Annotated in this window: 21 protein-coding genes; 14 read left to right on the forward strand and 7 right to left on the reverse strand. The window is 73.9% G+C overall.

Annotated elements, in window-relative coordinates; all coding sequences use genetic code 11:
- Positions 1-11: 11 nt before the first annotated feature.
- Positions 12-1,667, reverse strand: coding sequence for an FAD-binding dehydrogenase (locus ACODT5_RS25510; protein WP_422521574.1), 1,656 nt, complete (start codon positions 1,665-1,667; stop codon positions 12-14).
- A gap of 82 nt (positions 1,668-1,749) precedes the next feature.
- On the opposite strand from ACODT5_RS25510, the gene ACODT5_RS25515 reads away from it, so the two are divergent.
- The 8 genes from ACODT5_RS25515 to ACODT5_RS25550 all read left to right on the forward strand — a co-directional run bounded on the left by ACODT5_RS25515 (position 1,750) and on the right by ACODT5_RS25550 (position 7,821).
- Positions 1,750-2,313, forward strand: coding sequence for an NUDIX domain-containing protein (locus ACODT5_RS25515; protein ID WP_422521575.1), 564 nt, complete (start codon positions 1,750-1,752; stop codon positions 2,311-2,313).
- Positions 2,314-2,322: 9 nt separating this feature from the next.
- Positions 2,323-2,721, forward strand: a complete 399-nt coding sequence (locus tag ACODT5_RS25520; protein ID WP_422521576.1) for a YidH family protein — start codon at positions 2,323-2,325, stop codon at positions 2,719-2,721.
- Positions 2,722-2,728: 7 nt separating this feature from the next.
- Positions 2,729-3,073 (forward strand): DUF202 domain-containing protein, encoded by a 345-nt coding sequence (locus ACODT5_RS25525; RefSeq protein ID WP_422521577.1) that lies wholly within the window; start codon positions 2,729-2,731, stop codon positions 3,071-3,073.
- A 195-nt stretch (positions 3,074-3,268) separates the two neighbouring features.
- On the forward strand, positions 3,269-3,565 hold the full coding sequence (locus ACODT5_RS25530) for a hypothetical protein (protein ID WP_422521578.1): 297 nt from the start codon (positions 3,269-3,271) through the stop codon (positions 3,563-3,565).
- Positions 3,566-3,649: 84 nt separating this feature from the next.
- Entirely contained in the window at positions 3,650-4,561 is a 912-nt protein-coding gene (locus tag ACODT5_RS25535) for an MBL fold metallo-hydrolase (RefSeq protein ID WP_422521579.1), read from the forward strand.
- Positions 4,562-4,722: 161 nt separating this feature from the next.
- Complete coding sequence (locus ACODT5_RS25540) at positions 4,723-5,826, forward strand: phosphotransferase family protein (protein ID WP_422521580.1); 1,104 nt, start codon at positions 4,723-4,725, stop codon at positions 5,824-5,826.
- 7 nt (positions 5,827-5,833) lie between these two features.
- On the forward strand, positions 5,834-7,054 hold the full coding sequence (locus ACODT5_RS25545; RefSeq protein WP_422521581.1) for an acyl-CoA dehydrogenase family protein: 1,221 nt from the start codon (positions 5,834-5,836) through the stop codon (positions 7,052-7,054).
- Positions 7,055-7,197: 143 nt separating this feature from the next.
- The gene (locus tag ACODT5_RS25550; RefSeq protein ID WP_422521582.1) at positions 7,198-7,821 is read left to right on the forward strand and encodes an acetate uptake transporter; all 624 of its coding nucleotides are present in this window, start codon (positions 7,198-7,200) and stop codon (positions 7,819-7,821) included.
- A gap of 82 nt (positions 7,822-7,903) precedes the next feature.
- Here ACODT5_RS25550 and ACODT5_RS25555 read toward each other — a convergent pair whose 3' ends face one another.
- From ACODT5_RS25555 to ACODT5_RS25565, 3 genes are all read right to left on the reverse strand, one after another.
- A complete protein-coding gene (locus ACODT5_RS25555; RefSeq protein WP_422521583.1) occupies positions 7,904-8,512 on the reverse strand; it encodes a TetR/AcrR family transcriptional regulator in 609 nt (202 codons plus the stop codon).
- A gap of 64 nt (positions 8,513-8,576) precedes the next feature.
- A complete protein-coding gene (locus ACODT5_RS25560; RefSeq protein WP_422525026.1) occupies positions 8,577-10,199 on the reverse strand; it encodes a class I adenylate-forming enzyme family protein in 1,623 nt (540 codons plus the stop codon).
- A gap of 119 nt (positions 10,200-10,318) precedes the next feature.
- Positions 10,319-11,083 (reverse strand): SDR family oxidoreductase, encoded by a 765-nt coding sequence (locus ACODT5_RS25565; RefSeq protein WP_422521584.1) that lies wholly within the window; start codon positions 11,081-11,083, stop codon positions 10,319-10,321.
- Between the two features lie 136 nt (positions 11,084-11,219).
- Between ACODT5_RS25565 and ACODT5_RS25570 the strand changes: the two genes are divergently transcribed.
- The 5 genes from ACODT5_RS25570 (at position 11,220) to ACODT5_RS25590 (ending at position 16,022) form a co-directional block, all read left to right on the forward strand.
- Positions 11,220-12,491 (forward strand): exo-beta-N-acetylmuramidase NamZ family protein, encoded by a 1,272-nt coding sequence (locus ACODT5_RS25570; RefSeq protein ID WP_422521585.1) that lies wholly within the window; start codon positions 11,220-11,222, stop codon positions 12,489-12,491.
- Positions 12,492-12,557: 66 nt separating this feature from the next.
- Positions 12,558-13,967: a serine-threonine protein kinase gene (locus ACODT5_RS25575; RefSeq protein ID WP_422521586.1), complete on the forward strand. Its 1,410-nt coding sequence runs from the start codon at positions 12,558-12,560 to the stop codon at positions 13,965-13,967.
- 152 nt (positions 13,968-14,119) lie between these two features.
- The gene (locus ACODT5_RS25580) at positions 14,120-14,776 is read left to right on the forward strand and encodes a hypothetical protein (protein ID WP_422521587.1); all 657 of its coding nucleotides are present in this window, start codon (positions 14,120-14,122) and stop codon (positions 14,774-14,776) included.
- Positions 14,773-15,003, forward strand: a complete 231-nt coding sequence (locus ACODT5_RS25585) for a hypothetical protein (RefSeq protein WP_422521588.1) — start codon at positions 14,773-14,775, stop codon at positions 15,001-15,003. The genes ACODT5_RS25580 and ACODT5_RS25585 overlap by 4 nt, the downstream gene beginning before the upstream one ends.
- Entirely contained in the window at positions 15,000-16,022 is a 1,023-nt protein-coding gene (locus ACODT5_RS25590; RefSeq protein ID WP_422521589.1) for a 3-keto-5-aminohexanoate cleavage protein, read from the forward strand. Before ACODT5_RS25585 ends, ACODT5_RS25590 begins: the two co-directional genes overlap by 4 nt.
- Here ACODT5_RS25590 and soxR read toward each other — a convergent pair.
- Positions 16,000-16,446, reverse strand: a complete 447-nt coding sequence (soxR, locus tag ACODT5_RS25595; protein ID WP_385373592.1) for a redox-sensitive transcriptional activator SoxR — start codon at positions 16,444-16,446, stop codon at positions 16,000-16,002. The two genes, ACODT5_RS25590 and soxR, sit on opposite strands and share 23 nt — an antisense overlap.
- Before the next feature lie 123 nt (positions 16,447-16,569).
- Here soxR and ACODT5_RS25600 point away from each other — a divergent pair, with 123 nt between their 5' ends.
- Complete coding sequence (locus tag ACODT5_RS25600; RefSeq protein ID WP_422521590.1) at positions 16,570-17,031, forward strand: MaoC family dehydratase; 462 nt, start codon at positions 16,570-16,572, stop codon at positions 17,029-17,031.
- Positions 17,032-17,086: 55 nt separating this feature from the next.
- Here ACODT5_RS25600 and ACODT5_RS25605 read toward each other — a convergent pair whose 3' ends face one another.
- Complete coding sequence (locus ACODT5_RS25605; RefSeq protein WP_422521591.1) at positions 17,087-17,737, reverse strand: TetR/AcrR family transcriptional regulator; 651 nt, start codon at positions 17,735-17,737, stop codon at positions 17,087-17,089.
- 60 nt (positions 17,738-17,797) lie between these two features.
- Positions 17,798-18,109 carry a YiaA/YiaB family inner membrane protein gene (locus ACODT5_RS25610; RefSeq protein WP_422521592.1) on the reverse strand — a complete coding sequence of 104 codons (312 nt, stop codon included), beginning with the start codon at positions 18,107-18,109 and terminating at the stop codon, positions 17,798-17,800.
- Positions 18,110-18,159 lie beyond the last annotated feature (50 nt).

The raw sequence follows: 18,159 nt of genomic DNA on the forward strand, positions 1-18,159 counted from the left end.
AGGGGCGGCGGTCAGGAGACCGCCGCGGACGCCGCGCGGCCCGCGGCGCGGCCCGAGAAGATGCAGCCGCCGAGGAAGGTGCCCTCCAGGGCCCGGTAGCCGTGGACGCCGCCACCGCCGAAGCCGGCCGCCTCGCCCGCCGCGTAGAGGCCCGGGAGGGGTTCCCCCGTGGCGGTCAGGACGCGGGAGGAGAGGTCGGTCTCCAGGCCGCCCAGGGACTTGCGGGTCAGGATCGAGAGCCGGACGGCGATCAGGGGGCCCGCCGCGGGGTCCAGGATCCGGTGCGGGGCGGCGGTGCGGATCAGTTTGTCGCCGAGGTACTTGCGGGCCCCGTGGATCGCCGTGACCTGGAGGTCCTTGGTGAAGGGGTTGGCGATCTCGCGGTCGCGGGAGACGATTTCGCGCCGGACCGTCTCCTCGTCGAGGAGTCCGTCCTTGGTGATCGCGTTCATGCCGCGCACCAGCGCGGAGAGGTCCTTCTCGACCACGAAGTCGGCGCCGTTGTCCATGAAGGCCTTGACCGGTCCGGGGACGGCCTGGCGCGCCCGGTCGATGACCCCGCGGACCGACTTGCCCGTCAGGTCCGGGTTCTGCTCGGACCCGGAGAGTCCGAACTCCTTGCCGATGATGCGCTGGTTGAGGACGAACCAGGTGTGGTCGTGGCCGGTCTTCATGATGTGGTCGAGCGTGCCGAGGGTGTCGAAGCCCGGGAAGAGCGGTACGGGCAGCCGCTTGCCGGTGGCGTCGAGCCAGAGCGAGGACGGGCCGGGCAGGATGCGGATGCCGTGCTTGGACCAGATCGGGTTCCAGTTCTCGATGCCCTCGGTGTAGTGCCACATCCGGTCCTTGTTGATGTGGCTGGCGCCCGCCCCTTCCGCGATGCCCAGCATCAGGCCGTCCACGTGGGCCGGGACCCCGGAGAGCAGCCGTGCGGGCGGGGTGCCGAGCCGGGCCGGCCACTGGGCCCGTACGAGGTCGTGGTTTCCGCCGATGCCGCCGCTGGTGACGATCACGGCCTGGGCGCGCAGGGAGAACTCCCCGGTGGCCTCGCGGCCGCTCGCCGTGCCGCGTACGGCGTCGGAGGGGGCCAGGACCTCGCCGGTCACGGTGTCGAGGGTGCCCGCCGTACGGGAGACCCCGGTGACCCGGTGGCGGAACTTCAGCTGGACCAGCCCGCGGGCCACCCCGGCCCGTACGCGGCGCTCGAAGGGCTCCACGAGGCCGGGGCCGGTGCCCCAGGTGATGTGGAAGCGGGGGACGGAGTTGCCGTGGCCGTTGGCGTCGTAGCCGCCGCGCTCCGCCCAGCCGACGACGGGGAAGAAGCGGACGCCCTGGGCGTGCAGCCAGGGGCGCTTCTCGCCGGCCGCGAAGTCCACGTAGGCCTCGGCCCAGCGGCGCGGCCAGGCGTCCTCCTCGCGGTCGAAGCCGGCGGTGCCGGCCCAGTCCTGGAGGGCCAGCTCGCGGGTGTCCTTGATCCGCATGCGGCGCTGCTCGGGCGAGTCGACGAAGAACAGCCCGCCGAAGGACCAGTGGGCCTGGCCTCCTATGGACTGCTCGGGCTCCTGGTCGAGCAGGATGACCTTGCGGCCGGCGTCGACGAGCTCGGCGGTGGCCACGAGGCCCGCGAGCCCGGCCCCGATCACGATCACGTCTGCGTCGTACGTCATGTGGAACCCGTCCTCCGTCGATGGTGGGGCGATCCTTTGCTACGGAGCGGTAACCAGTCAACAGGAGCGGAGGGATCACGGCATGAACGCGGCCGACGAGGTACTGGACGTGGTGGACCGGGAGGACCGGGTGACGGGGCGCGCGCCGCGGGGCGAGGTGTACGCGGCCGGGCTGATCCACCGCTGTGTCTTCGTGCTGGCACGGGACGGGCAGGGGCGGATCTTCACGCACCGGCGGACGGATTCGAAGCTGGTCTTCCCCTCGCACTACGACCTGTTCGTGGGCGGGGTGGTCGGCGCGGGCGAGAGCTACGCCGAGGCGGCTCTGCGGGAGGCGGAGGAGGAGCTGGGGGTGGCCGGGCTGGGGCGGCCCGAGCCGCTGTTCAAGTTCTTGTACGAGGGGCCGGCCTTGGACGAGGGCCCGGGCGGGGCCTGGTGGAGCTACGTGCACGAGGTGCGCTGCGAGCTGCCGGTCCGGCCGCAGGCCTCGGAGGTGGCCTGGCACGCGTGGCTCCCCGAGGAGGAGGTGGCGCGGCGGGTCGCGGACGGCTCCTGGCCGTGGGTGCCGGACGGGCTGGAGGCGTACCGCAGGCTGCTGGAGTTCCGCGGAACCGCTCCGGGGGCCGGTGGGACGGGACGCCAGTAGATTGGGCGGGTGATCGACTTCGTCAAGGACGTGCGGCTGTGGTTCACGCCGGCTCGGGTGAGGGACGAGGGCGAGACCCCCGACTACCGCTTCTCGCTGGCCAACGAACGGACCTTCCTGGCCTGGATCAGGACCGCGCTGGCCCTGATCGGCGGCGGGTTCGCCGTGGACCAGTTCCTGCCCGACCTGCGGTGGGCGGTGCGCGTGGGGATGGCCATCGCGCTGCTCGCGGTGGGCGCGGCGTGCGCGCTGCGCGCGGTGAACCACTGGGTGCGGTGCGAGCGGGCCATGCGGCGCGGCGAGGACCTGCCGATGTCCCGGTTCCCGGTGGTGCTGAGCCTGGGGGTGGGGCTGGTCGCGGTGGCGATGGTGGTGGTCGTCCTGCTGGGCTGGACGAAGGGGCGGTGACGGAGCAGTGAGCGCCCCGGCCGACGCCGCCGACCGTGAGGGCCCCGAGGGCCGCGACGCGGGGCTGCAGCCCGAGCGGACCCGGCTCGCGTGGCGGCGTACGACGCTGTCGTGCGCGGTGGTGGCCGTACTGGCGCTGCGCCAGGCCCTGAACGCGGCGGGCGGCTCCCCCGTGGCGGTCACGGGGGTCGCGGTGATCGCGCTGTTCTGGCTGGCGTTCATGTGGGTGGCGCACCGGCGGGTGCGGGAGCTGGCCGCGGCGCGGCCGGCCGGGCTCTCGGCGGGTGCGGCGCTGGCCGCGACGGCGTGCACGGTGGGCCTGGCGGTGTTCGCGATGGCGCTCATCGGGTGAGGGTGCGGTCCCGCCTGGCCACGGGCGCGGGCCGCGGGTTTGCCGGCTGCGGGCTACGGGCTCGGAGGCCTCGGGCCTGCGCTCCAGGGGCGTCCGCTCCGCCCGGGAGGCCATTGGACCGGTCTTTCGCGGCGCACTACCCGAATGGGGGACAGATCGTCCGTTACCGTCCCATCTCCACTACTCTCGGGCGTCATGACCACCATGCATCAGGAACACCCCACGCACGAGCACTCCCACGGCACGGACTGCGGGCACACCCCGGTCCAGCACGGTGACCACGTCGACTACGCGCACGACGGCCACCTGCACCGCGAGCACTCCGGCCACTGGGACGAGTGCGAGCCCTCCGGCCACGCCGAGCACGCCGCCCACGCGCACGCGCACGGCGCCGACTGCGGGCACGACTCCGTACAGCACGGCGACCACGTCGACTACCTGCACGACGGACACCGGCACGCCGCGCACGACGGTCACTACGACGACCACTGACGCTCCCCCTCTTCCCCCTCCCCCCGCGGCACGGTGACTGGCAGGATGCCGAAAGCCCGTCACCGCGACCCGGGGAGAGCGCAGATGACCGTGGAAGAGCCGTACCTCGTCCAGCCCGCCGACGGGGTGTACGCCTACGTGCAGCCGGACGGCGGCTGGTGCCTCAACAACGCCGGCTTCGTGACCGGCGGCGGCCGGACGCTGCTCGTCGACACGGCGGCCACCGAGCGGCGGGCACTGGCCCTGCGCGCTGCGGTACTGGCCGCGGGTGCGCCGCTCCCCCGCACGGTGGTCAACACCCACCACCACGGTGACCACACCTACGGCAACGGCGTGTTCGCCCCCGAGGCGCTGATCCTCGGGCACGACAACGCACGCTCCGAGCAACTCGCCGCCGGGCACCAGCTGGAGCTGATCTGGCCGTCGACCGACTTCGGCGCCGTGGAGATCACCGCGCCCGATCTGACCTACAGCGACCGCATGACCCTGCACGTCGGGGAGACCGAGGTGCAGGTCATCCACCCGGGCGTCGCGCACACCACGGGCGATTCGATCGTGTGGCTGCCCGAGCAGCGGATCGTCTTCACCGGCGACCTGGTCTTCGCGGAGGGCACGCCGTTCCTGCCGATGGGCTCGCTGGCCGGTTCGCTGCGCGCGATGGACCTGCTGCGCTCGCTCGGCGCGGAGACGGTCGTACCGGGACACGGGCCGCTGACGGATCCCGGCGCGTACGAGGCCACCGAGCGCTATCTGCGGTACGTGGCCGAGCTGGCCCGGGAGGGCCGCGCCAAGGGGCTGACCCCGCTGGAGACGGCCCGGCAGGCCGACCTCGGGGAGTTCGCCGCCTGGCGGGAGAGCGAGCGGCTGGTGGCCAACCTGCACCGGGCCTACGCGGAACTGGCCGGGGAGCCCGAGGGGGCTCCGCTGGACTTCCTCACGGTGCTGCGGGACATGACGGTGATGAACGGCGGGACGCCGATCCTCTGCCACGCCTGACCGGAGGGGGGAAGGAATAGGGGGAAGGGGAAGGGGAAAACGGGCTGGAGGGGGGCGGGACGGATGCCCCTTCGGCTCAGGCGCTGGACGACATACCGACTGGTCGGCATCATGGGTCGCGATCGTTCCGTCGTCGTCAACCCCGTACGGAGGCGCGCACCATGACCTCAGCCCCGGGCCCGGCCCCTTCCCCGGATCCCTCCGCGGATACCGCCGCAGATTCCTCCGCGGACTCCAACGCGGACGTCTCCGGTCCGCGGGGCCTCGATCTGGAGCGGCTGCGGGATCATCTCGACCGGGCGCGGCCGGGCCTCGTGGCCGGGCCGCTGACCGGCCGGCTGATCGAAGGCGGCCGCTCGAACCTCACGTACGAGGTGGGCGACGGGAGCTCCCGGTGGGTGGTGCGCCGGCCGCCGCTGGGGCACGTACTGGCCACCGCGCACGACATGCGGCGCGAGCACCGGGTCATCGCGGCGCTCCACGGCACCGCGGTGCCGGTGCCCGAGCCGCTGCTGCTGTGCGAGGACGAGGCCGTGCTGGGGGCGCCGTTCTACGTGATGGAGTACGTGGACGGGGTGCCGTACCGGACGGCCGGCGAGCTCGCGGCGCTCGGGCCCGAGCGGACCCGGCGCGCGGTGCTGGGCCTGGTGGACACCCTGGTCGACCTGCACGCGGTGGACCCGGAGGCGGTGGGCCTGGGCGATTTCGGGCGGCCCGAGGGCTTCCTGGACCGGCAGTTGCGCCGCTGGGGCAAGCAGCTCGCGGCCTCCCGGGGGCGCGACCTCGCCGGCATCGACGAACTGCACGGCTCCCTCGGGCGGGCCCTGCCCGAGTCGCCCGCGCCCACGGTGGTGCACGGGGACTTCCGGCTGGACAACGTGCTCATCGGGGGCCCCGACGACCGGATCCGGGCGGTGCTGGACTGGGAGATGTCCACGCTCGGCGATCCGCTGACGGACCTCGGGCTGCTGGTGATGTACAGCTCCGACCTGGGGCTGGCCGATTCCCCGGTCAGCACGACGAGCGGGGCCCCCGGCCATCCGGCGCCCGCCGAGCTGATCGAGCGGTACGCGGCCCGCTCGGGCCGGGACGCCTCGCAGGTCGCCTGGTACACGGCCTTCGCCTGGTTCAAGCTCGCGGTGATCCTCGAGGGCATCCACTACCGCTTCACGCTCGGGCAGACCGTCGGCTCGGGCTTCGACCGGATCGGCGAGCTGGTCCCGGTCTTCATCGAGCACGGCCTGACCACCCTCCAGGAAGGCTGAGGAACCCATGGATTTCGCATTCGACGCCCGCACCGAGGAACTCCGCGGACGGCTCCTCGCGTTCATGGAGGAGTACGTCTACCCGGCGGAACCCGTCGCCGCCGAGCAGCGCGCGCGGCTGGCCTCGCCCTGGGACACCCCGGCCGTGTTCGGTGAGCTGAAGGCCGAGGCGCGCCGTCAGGGGCTGTGGAACCTCTTCTTGCCTGACCGTGAGTACGGTGCCGGGCTGACCAACCTCCAGTACGCCCCGCTCGCCGAGATCACCGGCCGCAGCCCGCACCTGGCGCCGACGGCGACGAACTGTGCGGCTCCGGACACCGGGAACATGGAGCTGCTCGCGCAGTTCGCGAGCGAGGAGCAGAAGAAGCAGTGGCTGGAGCCGCTGCTGGCCGGGGAGATCCGGTCCGCGTTCGCGATGACCGAGCCGGAGGTGGCCTCCTCGGACGCCACGAACATCGAGACCCGCATCGAGCGTTCCGCGAGCGGCGACGAGTACGTGATCACGGGCCGCAAGTGGTTCATCTCCGGGGCCATGAACCCGGACTGCAAGATCTTCATCGTCATGGGCAAGACCGACCCCGGGGGCGCCGATCCGCGCCGCCAGCAGTCCATGATCCTGGTGCCCCGGGACGCTCCGGGGGTCGAGATCCGGCGCGCGATGACCGTGTACGGGTACGAGGACCACGACCACGGTGGCCACGCCGAGGTCGTCTTCGACGGGGCCCGCGTCCCGGCCGAGAACCTGATCGGCGAGGAGGGCGGCGGCTTCGCCATCGCCCAGGCCCGTCTCGGGCCGGGGCGGATCCACCACTGCATGCGGCTCATCGGCATGGCGGAGCGGGCCATCGAGCTGATGTGCCGGCGCGCGGTGGGCCGTACCGCCTTCGGCAAGGAGCTGGCCGCGCAGGGCGTCGTACAGAACTGGATCGCGGACGCCCGGGTGACCGTGGAGCAGCTGCGGCTGCTGGTGCTGAAGACGGCCTGGCTGATGGACACGGCCGGCAACCGGGGCGCGCACACCGAGATCCAGGCCATCAAGATCGCGACCCCGCGGGCGGTGGTGCGGATCCTGGACGACGCGGTGCAGCTGCACGGCGCGGGCGGGGTGAGCCAGGACTTCCCGCTGGCGGAGCTGTGGGCGGCGGCGCGGACGCTGCGGCTGGCGGACGGGCCGGACGAGGTGCACCAGCGGTCGCTCGCGCACCGGGAGCTGAAGCAGTACCGGTAGCGTCCGGCAGGCATGGCGGGCGTGGCGGTCATGGCGGGCGTGGCGGGGGGACTTCGGTCCTGCGGGAGCGGACCTTTAATGGTCCAGACCACTTGGGAAGTCCGATATATTCGGTATTTCCCCCAGTGAAAGTGCCCTCCGCCATGCCCAGCTCCACCCTGGCCCCCGCCGCCGCGCCGCACGCCACGGCCTCCCCCGTCACCGCGCCGCAGGCCATGGCCAACCCCGGCCCGCTCGGCCTGGCGGCGTTCGCCCTCACCACCTTCGTGCTCAGCCTCTTCAACTCGGGGCTGATCTCGAACGCCGCGCTCAGCGCCGTCGTGCTGCCGCTGGCGCTGTTCTACGGCGGCCTCGCGCAGTTCGTCGCGGGCATCATGGAGTTCCGCCGCGGCAACACCTTCGGGACCACGGCGTTCGTCTCGTACGGCGCGTTCTGGATGTCCTTCGCGGGCTACGTGAAGTTCGTCGTCCCGACGCTGCCGGCCGACCAGGCGCACGTGGCGACCGGCTGGTTCCTCGTGGCCTGGTTCATCTTCACCGCGTACATGTCGATCGCTGCCATGAAGCTGGACGTCGCGCACCGCGTGCTGTTCGTCTCGCTGGCGCTGACCTTCCTGTTCCTCGCCCTCGGCGACCTGGCGCAGAGCACGGCGCTGGGCCACACCGGCGGCTTCCTCGGCCTCTTCACCGCGGGCGTCGCCTGGTACATCTCCTTCGCCGTGATGGCCAAGGAGACCTGGGGCCGCGAGGTCGCACCGCTCGGCTAGGACGTCCCGTCCAGCACCTCACGGGACCGGAGGAGATCGGCGATCAGCCGGTCGATCCGGTCCCGTTCCGCTTTTCGGCCCGCTACGGGCGCAGTGCCCGCATCAAGAGGTCCGCGAGGTGGTCGGCCACCTGCTGCGGCGTGAGCGGGCCGTCCTCGCGGTACCAGGTCGACAGGTGGTGGACGGAGCCGAAGTGGTAGTCCACCACCAGGTCGGCCGGGGTGGCGTCGGAGAAGACCCCGGCGGCCTGGCCCTCCTCGACCAGGGCGCGGAAGCGTTCGTGGTAGCGCCGGCGTTCCGCGCGGACCTGCTTGAACTTCTCCGGGCTGAGCTGGTGCATGGAGCGGAAGAAGATCGCCGCGTCGTCCAGGTTCTCGATCGTGGTGACCACGACGTCGGCGGCGGCGGCGCGCAGCCGCTCCTCCACCGGAGCGTCGGAACCGGCCACCGCGTCGAGCCGCTGCTGCTGGAGCCGCAGCATGCGCGCGTACACCTCGTGCAGCAGGTCGTCCTTGGATCCGAAGTAGTGGTAGAGCGCACCCTTGGTGACCCCGGCCGCCTCGACGATCTCCTGGACCGAGGTCCGGTCGTACCCGCGCTCGGCGAACAGCCTGGTCGCGACGGCGAGCAGCCGGCGCGGTACCGGGGCCTCGTGCGCCCCGACGGTCTCCGTCGTGGTCCTGGCGGCCATGGCTGTCGCCTCCCTTTCGTGGTTCTCGCGTGTGGGGCTCCGTGCGGACGCGGTCCGGCCGTTTTCAGCCGTGGTCGCGGTCGCGCAGCTCCCGTCGCAGGATCTTGCCACTGGTCGTCTTCGGAAGGACAGGCAGGATCTCCACCCGGCGCGGGTATTTGTACGCGGCGAGTCGCTCGGCGCAGTACGCGGACAGTTCCGCCGGGTCGGCCGCGGCCCCGGGGCGCAGGCTGACGTAGGCCTTCACGCTCTCGCCGCGGTAGGGGTCCGGGATGCCGACGACGGCCGCCTCGCGCACGGCGGGGTGGGTGTAGAGCACGTCCTCGACCTCGCGCGGCCAGACCTTGAAACCGGAGGCGTTGATCATGTCCTTCTTGCGGTCGACCACGTAGAGCCAGCCCTGCGGGTCCATGAACCCGACGTCTCCGGTGCGCAGTTCGCCGCCGGGGAAGGCCTTGGCGGTGTCGGCGGGCAGGCCCCAGTAGCCGGGGACGACCTGGGGTCCGCGTACGGCTATCTCCCCGGTCTCCCCGAAGGGGACCTCGGCGCCGCTCTCGTCGAGGATCCGTACGAGGGAGTCCGCGCCGGGCACGCCCACGGAGAGGGTGCCCGAGGCCGGGTCCACGGGGGCTTCGTGGTGCACGGGCACGGACGCGCAGGGGGCGGTGCACTCGGTGAGGCCGTAGCCGTTGCGCAGGTAGAAGCCGTAGGCGGCGCGCAGGCGTTCGACCAGGGCGGGCGGCAGGGGGGCGCCGCCGGAGGAGACCACCTGGAAGGAGGCGAAGTGGTCCGGGGTGGCCGCAGGGTGGGCGGCGAGCGCCATGAAGGCGGTGGCCGGGCCCACGGTGTAGGCGGGGCGGTGCTCGAGGAAGGCGTCGAGGACGGCTCCGGCGTCGAAGCGGTGGGCCAGGACCAGGGTGCCGGCGTTGGTGAAGCAGGCGGCGAGTTCGCACACCATGCCGGTGATGTGGAAGAGCGGGGCGAGCGCGAAGTAGCCGGCGCCTTCGGGGAGGGGGTGGCCGGTCACCTGGCGCACGGCGTTGTGGGTGAGCGCGCCGTGGGGGTTCATGGCGCCCTTGGGGGTGCCGCTGGTGCCGGAGGTGTAGCTGATGAGGGCGGTGTCGGCGGCCGCCAGGTCCGGGGCGGGCGGGGCGGGGCGGCCCTGGCGGGCCACTGTGGCGAGATCGGCGGCGTCGGCCGGCTGCTCTGGGCGGCCCGGCGCGAGGACCCGTACGTCGTCGCGGGTCTGGAAGTCCAGGTCGCAGGCGGTCAGCACGGTGCGTACGGCGGTCTCCCGGGCGGCCCCGCGCAGGTACGCCTCCCAGGCGCGGGCCTCGCAGACCAGGGCGGTGGCCCCGGAGTCGCGCAGGATGTGGCCGACCTCGCCGGACTTGTACATGGGGTTGAGCGGGACCACGACCGCCCCGGCCTTCCAGGCGGCCAGGACGGCGAGCACGAAGTGCGGGGTGTTCTGGAGCATGACCGCGACCCGGTCCCCGCGGCGGATGCCGTCGGCCGCGAGGTGGCCGGCGAGGGAGTCGGAGAGCGCGTCGGCCTCGGCGTAGGCGAGGCGGCCGTCGAAGTAGGCGAGGGCGGTGTGCCCGGGGGCACGGGCGACGGCGGCCCGGAAGGCGTGCAGCACGCTGGGCGGGGGCGCGATCGGGGCCCGCTGGACCGGGGAGAGCAGGCCGAGCCAGGGCTTGGCGGCGTAGCGGGAGGGCGGGGCGGAGGGGGTCGGCGACGGGACAGGCGCCGCCGGCGACGGGGTGGGTGCGGGCGGGGCGGGCGGGGGCTTCGGGGGTGTGGTCACCGGGTTTCCCACTTGCGCTGGAGGTGGTTCATGCCGCTCAGCCAGCGGTCCGGGTCGGTGGCGCGGGACGCGTAGAAGTCCGCGACCTCGGGGTGCGGGAGGATCAAGAACCGGCCCTTCTCCATGCCGTCGAACAGTGCGTCCGCGACCGCTTCCGGCTCGATCGCGGTCGGCGCGAGGACCAGCTCGCCCGCCGATCCGGCGGCGGTGAGCATGTCGGTCCGGACCCCCTGCGGGCAGATGGCGTGGACCTGGAGCCCGCGGTGGCGGTAGGTCAGCGAGAGCCATTCCGCGAAGGCGAGCGCGCCGTGCTTGGTGACACTGTACGGGGCCGCTCCGATCATGGTCAGCAGCCCTGCGGCCGAGACGGTGGACACGAACCGGCCGCTCCCGCGCTCCAGCCAGTCGGGCAGCAGCAGCCTGGCGGCGCGGACGTGGGCCATGACGTTGGTGTCCCAGGCCGCCTCCCAGACGGCCTCGTCGGCGAAGGCGTCGCCGCCGGAGGCGAGGCCCGCGTTGGCGCAGTAGACGTCCACGGTGCCGCCGAGCGCCTCGCGGGCCTGCGCGACCACGGCGGAGGCGTCGCCGGGCACCGCGACGGCGCGGGCGCCGATGGCCTCGGCGACGGAGGCGGCCTTGGCGGGGTCGAGGTCGTTGACCGCGACGGTCGCCCCCTCGGCGGCGAAGCGGTGGGCGAGGGCGGCTCCGATGCCGCCGCCCGCGCCGGTGACGACGACTCGCTGGTCCTGGAACGCGTTCACGGGTCCGCCCTTCGTGTGGTGATGCGGTGCCTTGGTTGCCCTGGCGCCCTGCGTGCCTGCGCCGCCTGCCGGAACACGGGCAGACTAACCAGTCGGTATGTGCGGGTGGAAGGGTGCGGAGCCCTACTTTGGCGCGATGACGCTGTCGCGACGCGGGTTGCTGGGTCTGGCCGGGGCGGCGGGCGCCGCGGGCGCCCTGGGCGCGGGAGTCCCGGGGGCGGGAGCCGCGGGGGCGCCGGGCGTGGCCGCCGGCCGGGTGCGGACCGGGTTCGAGCGGCTCGCCGCGGACGGGTACGCCGTACTGGCCGGGCAGCGGGTCGGGGTGGTCACCAACCCGACGGGGATCACCGCGGACGCCCGCCACCTGGTCGACGTACTGCACGCGGACGCGGGCGTGGACCTGGTCGCGGTGTTCGGCCCCGAGCACGGCTTCCGGGGTACGGCCCAGGCCGGTGGTTCGGAGGGGGCCGGGCGGGATCCGGCGACCGGGCTGCCCGTGTACGACACGTACGACAAGAGCGGGCAGCGGCTCGCGGACGTCTTCACGGCGGCCGGCGTGGACACCGTCGTCTTCGACATCCAGGACGTCGGCGCCCGCTTCTACACCTACATCTGGACCCTCTACGACTGCATGCGCGCGGCCGCGCTCGCCGGCAAGGCGGTGGTGGTGCTGGACCGCCCCAACCCGGTCGGCGCCCGGCGGGCGGCCGGGCCCGTCCTGCAGCGCCCGTACGCGAGCTTCGTGGGCCGGGAGCCGATCGCGCTGGCGCACGGGATGACGGCGGGCGAGCTGGCCGGGCTCTTCGCGGGCGAGTTCCTGCGGGGAGCCGGCGCCGCCCCACGGCTGGAGGTGGTGCGGATGGCGGGGTGGCGGCGGGAGTCCTTCTTCGAGGAGACCGGGCTGCCCTGGGTGCCGCCGAGCCCGAACATGCCGACGCCGGGCACGGCCCTGGCGTACGCCGGGACCTGTCTGTTCGAGGGGACGAACCTGTCGGAGGGCCGCGGTACCACCACGCCCTTCGAGCTGCTCGGCGCGGAGGGCGTGGACCGGCGGTGGGCGGAGGCGGCGAACGCGCTGGAGCTGCCCGGAGTGTGGTTCCGGGAGGCCTATTTCACGCCTTCCTTCTCCAAGCACGCCGGCAGGACCTGCGGCGGGGTCCGGCTGCTCGTCCACGACCGGGAGGCCTTCGATCCGGTACGGGCCGGGATCGGGCTGCTGGTCACCGCGCGGCGCACGTGGAGCGGCTTCGCGTGGCGCTCCGACCAGTGGATCGACCGGCTCACGGGCTCGGACCGGGTCCGGCGGCTGGTCGACGCGGGGGCGGGCGTCGAGGAGGTCGCGGGCGACTGGGCGGCGGGGCTGGCGGGGTTCGCGGCGGTACGGGAGGAGTACCTGCTGTATCCGTGAACCGGTGGGCGCGCAGGGGCTGGCCGGGCGGCCCGTTCCGCAGGATGCTGCGGGCAGGGACACGGCGTGGAGGGGGACGTCATGGTGCACATCGGCGGGGCGGTGCCTGCGGCAGCGACGGGGACGGCGGTGGGGATCGGGGCCCGGCCGTACGTGGAGCTGACCTTCGACGCGCAGGGCGACGCGGGCCCGGGCGCGCGGGAGGCGGTCTTCGGGATCGAGGCCACGGACCTGCTGGTCTTCGCCCACGGGTGGAACTCCGACCGGTCCACCGCGATCCGGCTCTTCGACCGGTTCTACGCCCCCTTCGCGGATCTGGTGGGGACCGGGGTGCGGCTGGGGTACGTGGGGGTGGTGTGGCCCTCGATCCGGTTCGCGGACGAGCCGATACCCGACTTCGACCACCGGGGTGCTGTGGACGGTGCCGGCGCCGGAGGCGGCGCCGGGGAGCCGGGCCACGGGACGGCCCTGGACCCGGCCACCCGGCGGGCCCTCGGGGCGTTCTGGCCGGGCCGGGCGGCGGAGCTGGACCGGATCGCCGAGCTGCTGGAGGAACGGCCCACGAGGGAGGGCGACTTCACCGAGTTCGGGGCGCTCGTACGGGAGCTGGCCGGGGTCGACGGGGTGGGCACCGGCGACGATCTGGCGGCGGCCTTTATGGCTTCGCGACTGCCGGACTTCCTCAGCGGGGACGTGCTGCGGGTGTGCCGGGAGTTCACCGAGGCCCTGACCGAGGCGGGCGCCACGCTCCCCGGGGACCTGCCGGACTCCCCCCAGGGCTTTTCGGACGGAGGGGCCTCGGCCGGCAGTGGGGCGCGGACGCTGTGGAACGGCGCCAAGGAGGTGCTGCGCCAGGCCACGTACTACCAGATGAAGGCGCGGGCCGGGGTGGTCGGCGAGCACGGCCTCGGGCCGCTGCTGGCGGAGCTGGCCGGTCGCCGCCCGGCCCTGCGGGTGCACCTCATCGGGCACAGCTTCGGCGGCCGGGTGGTCTCCTTCTCGCTGCGCGCGCTGCCGTCCGGAGCGCGGAACGTGAAGTCCCTGACCATCCTCCAAGGGGCCTTCTCCCACTACGCGTTCGCCGACAGCCTGCCGCACGACCGGGGGCGCGGAGGCGCCCTGCGCGGACTGCAGGACCGGGTCGACGGGCCGCTGACGGCCTGCCACTCCCCCTACGATTCCTCCCTCAAGGTGTTCTACCCGCTGGCCTCCCGGATGGCCGGCGATTCGGCCGGTCTGCTGGGTTTCGACGAGCGGTGGGGCGCGATCGGGCACGACGGGGTACGGGGGGTGCCGGGAACCCCCCGGCTGACGCTGGACGCGGCGCTGCGGGACGGCCTGCCCGCCGCGGGCTGCGTGAGCGTGGACGCGGGCTCCGTGGTCCGGCGCGGCGGAGCCCCGTCGGGGGCGCACAGCGACATCTGCCACGAGGAGCTGGCCCGGCTGGTGGTGGCCGCGGGGCGCATGGGGCGCTGAGTTCCGGCCACGTGCCACCCGCACGCCTCGACCGCCCCCGCATGCGCCCGCACCGGGCCGGGCATGTTGGGCACACGGCGCCGGTCCTGTGGCGAACACAGCGCGTCGGGCACGGCGCCCGGTGCTGGGCGCCCGGCGGAGGTGAAGGTGTGATGGCGGGATTCCGGAGTCTGGCCCATCAGGTGCGCGACGCACGCAACGACGGGGCCCTGCGGCGCCATTCGCTGCGGCGCTGCCTGGAGCGGTTCGCCCCGTACGGGCACCGCGCGACCTGGTGGCACCTGTGCGACCGGCACGGGATCGGCCCCGAGGACCGGGCGGCGGACCCCTCGCGGCTGGTGGCCGCGCTGGAGGAGCTGGAGGAGGCGCGGGCGGTCTGGCTCGAGTACGAACGGCAGTTCGCGGAGCGCCGGCGGCGCGAGAAGCACGACGGGCTGCGCCGGCCCGAGTGGGCGTGGAGCGGCAGCGGGGACGCGGTGGTGCGGTGCGCCGATCCGGGCGTGCGGCCGCAGGGGGCACTGGGCGAGGTGCTCAGACGGCTGGTGGAGGTGCTGGAATCGGAGCCGGGGACGGGGTGTCCGGTGTGCGGGGCGCGGGAGTTGCACTGGCCCGTACCGGCGCCGCCGGGGGCGGCGGCGGCCCCTGCTTCGGCCGTCGGGCCGGGCGGGGCCGGTGGCGGGCCCGCCGGGGGCTCGGCCGTCGGGTGGGCGTGGGACGGGCCCGTGTGCGCGGGCTGCGGAATCGTGGTGCCGAGACCGGCGCTCGCGGACACGGCACTACAGGCGGCGGACCTGGCGGGGGCGGCGTGAGCGGGGGTGGCCTGAGCGGCAGCGGCGTGGGCAGGGCGGGCGTGAGCGGCAGCGGCGTGGGCAGGGCGGGCGTGAGCGGCAGCGGCGTGAGCAGGGCGGGCGTGAGCGGCAGCGGCGTGAGCGGCGGCGGCGTGGGCCGGGGTGACGTGAGCGGCAGCGGCGTGAGCGGCGGCGGCGTGGGCCGGGGTGACGTGAGCGGCAGCGGCGTGAGCAGGGCGGGCGCGTGAGCGGGGCGGGGGTGGCGCCGGGCGCGGGGCCGACCCTGGTGGTGTCGCTGAACGGCTCCCGGGGTGCCGCCGACGGCTCGGCCGTCCCGATGAGCCCCGAGGACCTGGTGGACGCCGCGCTGGCGGCGGTGGCCGCCGGGGCCCGGGAGGTGCTGGTCCATCCCCGCACCCCGTGCGGCCGCGAGAGCCTCTCGCCCCGGGTGGTCGGGCCGCTGCTGGAGGCCCTGCGCGACGCGGGCCTCGGAGCGGGCGGCAGGGTCCGGGGCGGTCCCGGGTCCGGCGGCGGGGTGGCCCTCTCCGTGGCCGTGAGCGTGGGAACCGAGCAGGATCACGCGGGGCGGCTGGCGCGGGTGCGGAGCTGGACGGTACTGCCCGACCGGGCGGTGGTGCGCTTCGCGGAGCCGGGAGCGCGGGAGCTCGCCGAGGCCCTGCTGGAGCGCGGGGTGGCGGTGGACGCCGAGGTCGCGGTGGGCGGGGTGGCGGTGGACGCCCAGGACGCGGTGCGCGGACCGGCGGTGAACGCCGGAGTCACGGCGGGCGGGCTTGCGATGGGCGCCGGAGTCACGGCGGGCGGGCTTGCGATGGGCGCCGGAGTCACGGTGGGCGGGCTGGCGGTGGGCGCCGAGGCCCCGGTGCGCGGGCCGGCAGCGGGCGCCGAGCACGCGATGGGCGGGCCTGCGGTGGGTGCCGGGGGTGGGGGTGTCGGGTCGCTCGCGCGGTTTCTTGCCTGGCCGGTGCGGGACCCCGCGCGGGTCCGGCTGGTGGCCGAGCTGGCCTGCGCCGACCCGGGGCCGGTCGCCGAGCTGCTGCGCCGGCTGCCGCCCGTGCCGGTGCTGCTGTTCGGGCGGGAGGAGGCCGCCTGGCCCGCGCTGCGGCTGGCCGTGCGGTACGGCGCCGGGGCACGGATCGGCGTAGGAGACGTGCTGCACCTGCCGGACGGCCGGGCGGCGCGCTCGAACGCCGAACTCGTCGCGGCGGCCGCCCGTGCGCGGGAGGTCACAACAGCCGGGAGCCGGTGATGCGTTCGCCGAAGACGTCGTCCGGGTTGGAGAGCGCGCAGTTCTCCAGGGAGAGGCATCCGCAGCCGATGCAGTCGGTCAAGTGGTCGCGCAGGCGCCCGAGTTGGGCGATGCGACGGTCGAGCTCGCCGCGCCAGCTCTCGGAGAGCCGGGCCCAGTCCTCGCGGTTGGGGGTGCGGCCTTCGGGGAGTTGGGCGAGGGCGTCGCGGATGCTGGCCAGGGGGATGCCGACGCGCTGGGCGGCCCGCACGAACGCCACGCGGCGCAGCGCGTCGCGGGTGTAGCGGCGCTGGTTGCCGGAGGTGCGGCGGCTGCTGATCAGGCCCTTGGCCTCGTAGAAGTGCAGCGCGGATACGGCGGCGCCGCTGCGGGCGGACAGCTGGCCGACGGTGAGTTCGTGGACCTTCTCGGGAATCTGCGGCACACCGCCGAGGGTAATCGGCCGGGCCGGGATTCGGAGCCTGGTACGTCGCCGGCAGTCGTTGACAGATCCACGACGGCCCCAGCATGCTGAGCAAGCGCTTATTCGCCAGGGAGAGGTACGGGTATGTCCGAGCCGAGGATCTTCACGTCCGCCGAGGAGCTCACCGCCGGGATCGGCGCACCGCTCGGCCCGAGCGAGTGGCTGGAGGTGGACCAGAAGCGGATCGACCTCTTCGCGGACGCCACCGGGGACCACCAGTGGATCCACGTGGACCCGGAGCGGGCGGCGTCCGGACCCTTCGGCTCCACGATCGCGCACGGATACCTCACGCTGTCCCTGCTGCCGAGCCTGGTGCCGCAGATCATGCGGGTCGAGGGCATGAAGATGGGCATCAACTACGGGGTGAACAAGGTGCGTTTCCCGGCGCCGGTGCCGGTCGGGTCGCGGCTGCGGGCGACCGCGCTGATCACCGAGGTCGTGGAGGCGGGCGGCGGCGTGCAGGTGTCGGCGACCGTGACCGTCGAGATCGAGGGCGGCGCAAAGCCGGTGTGCGTGGCGGAGTCGGTGTCCCGCTACTACTTCTGAGCCACTACGCAGCTACTACTACTGCTGCTGCGCTACTGCTGCTGCTTCCGACCCACTATCGTGCCGCGCCCGGCGCATCGGCCGCGCCGGAGCCCGCGCCCACCATGCGGAGCACGAGGCCGGCGTAGAGCGCGCCGACCTCGTCGGGCGTACGGCGGCCGTCCGCGCTGAACCAGCGGGCGACGTCGATGCAGAGCGACAGCACGGCGAGGGTGGTGCCGGGGACGTCGGGGACGAAGAACTCCCCGGACGCGACACCGTCGGCGAGGATGCGGCGGATGGCCGCGTCGCTCTGCCGGCGCAGGGCCACGATCTCGGAGCGGTGCTCCGGAGCGAGGGCGTCGAGCTCGTACTGGACCACGCGCGCGGTGGTGTGGTGTGCCGCGTGCCAGCGCACGAAGGACCGCACGGCCGCGTCGAGCCGCTCGGCGGCGCTGCCGGGGCCACGGGCGGCGGTGTCCAGGATCTCCAGGGCCTTGTCGTGGCCGATCCGGCTGATCCGGTGGAGCAGCTCTTCCTTGGTCTTGTAGTGGATGTAGAGCGCGGCCGGGCTCATGCCGGCCCGTCCCGCGATGTCCCGCGTGGTGGTGGCGTGGTACCCGCGCTCCGCGAAGGCCTCCACGGCGGCGACGAGCAGCCGCCGCGCGGCGTCGGGGGTGACCTCCGACCACGGCCGGTAGCCGCCGATCTCCTCCACGCTGTCCATCGCTCGCTCACCCTCTTCGGCCGGTAGGAATGAACACCTTACCTGAGGGTGAGCAAGCGCTTAGCGATCCTGGGAGGTGGGCTGCTTCGGGGTGGCGAAGGGGTCGTAGCTCGTCATGATCTTCTCCATCCGGGCCTGGTCGACCCGGCTGACGATCTGCGTGACCTCCTGGCGGTCGCGGATCACCTTGGCGAGGGTGAAGGCCGAGGTGGTGAGGTAGAGGACGGCGATGCCGAGGAAGGCGCGGACCCAGCCGTCGGCCTCCATGTTGTAGATCCCGAGGGCGACCGCGCCGATGGCGACGCCGAAGGAGGCGACGGCCTGGCCGTAGTAGGCCCCCGTGTTCTGCTGCTTGACCGGTGTCTCGTTCATGGGTCCAGCATCGGGCGGGCCGGGCCCCGGCACATCCGCGCGCGTACTCA

The organism is Streptomyces tatrensis, from assembly GCF_049310065.1.
GTDB lineage: Bacteria > Actinomycetota > Actinomycetes > Streptomycetales > Streptomycetaceae > Streptomyces.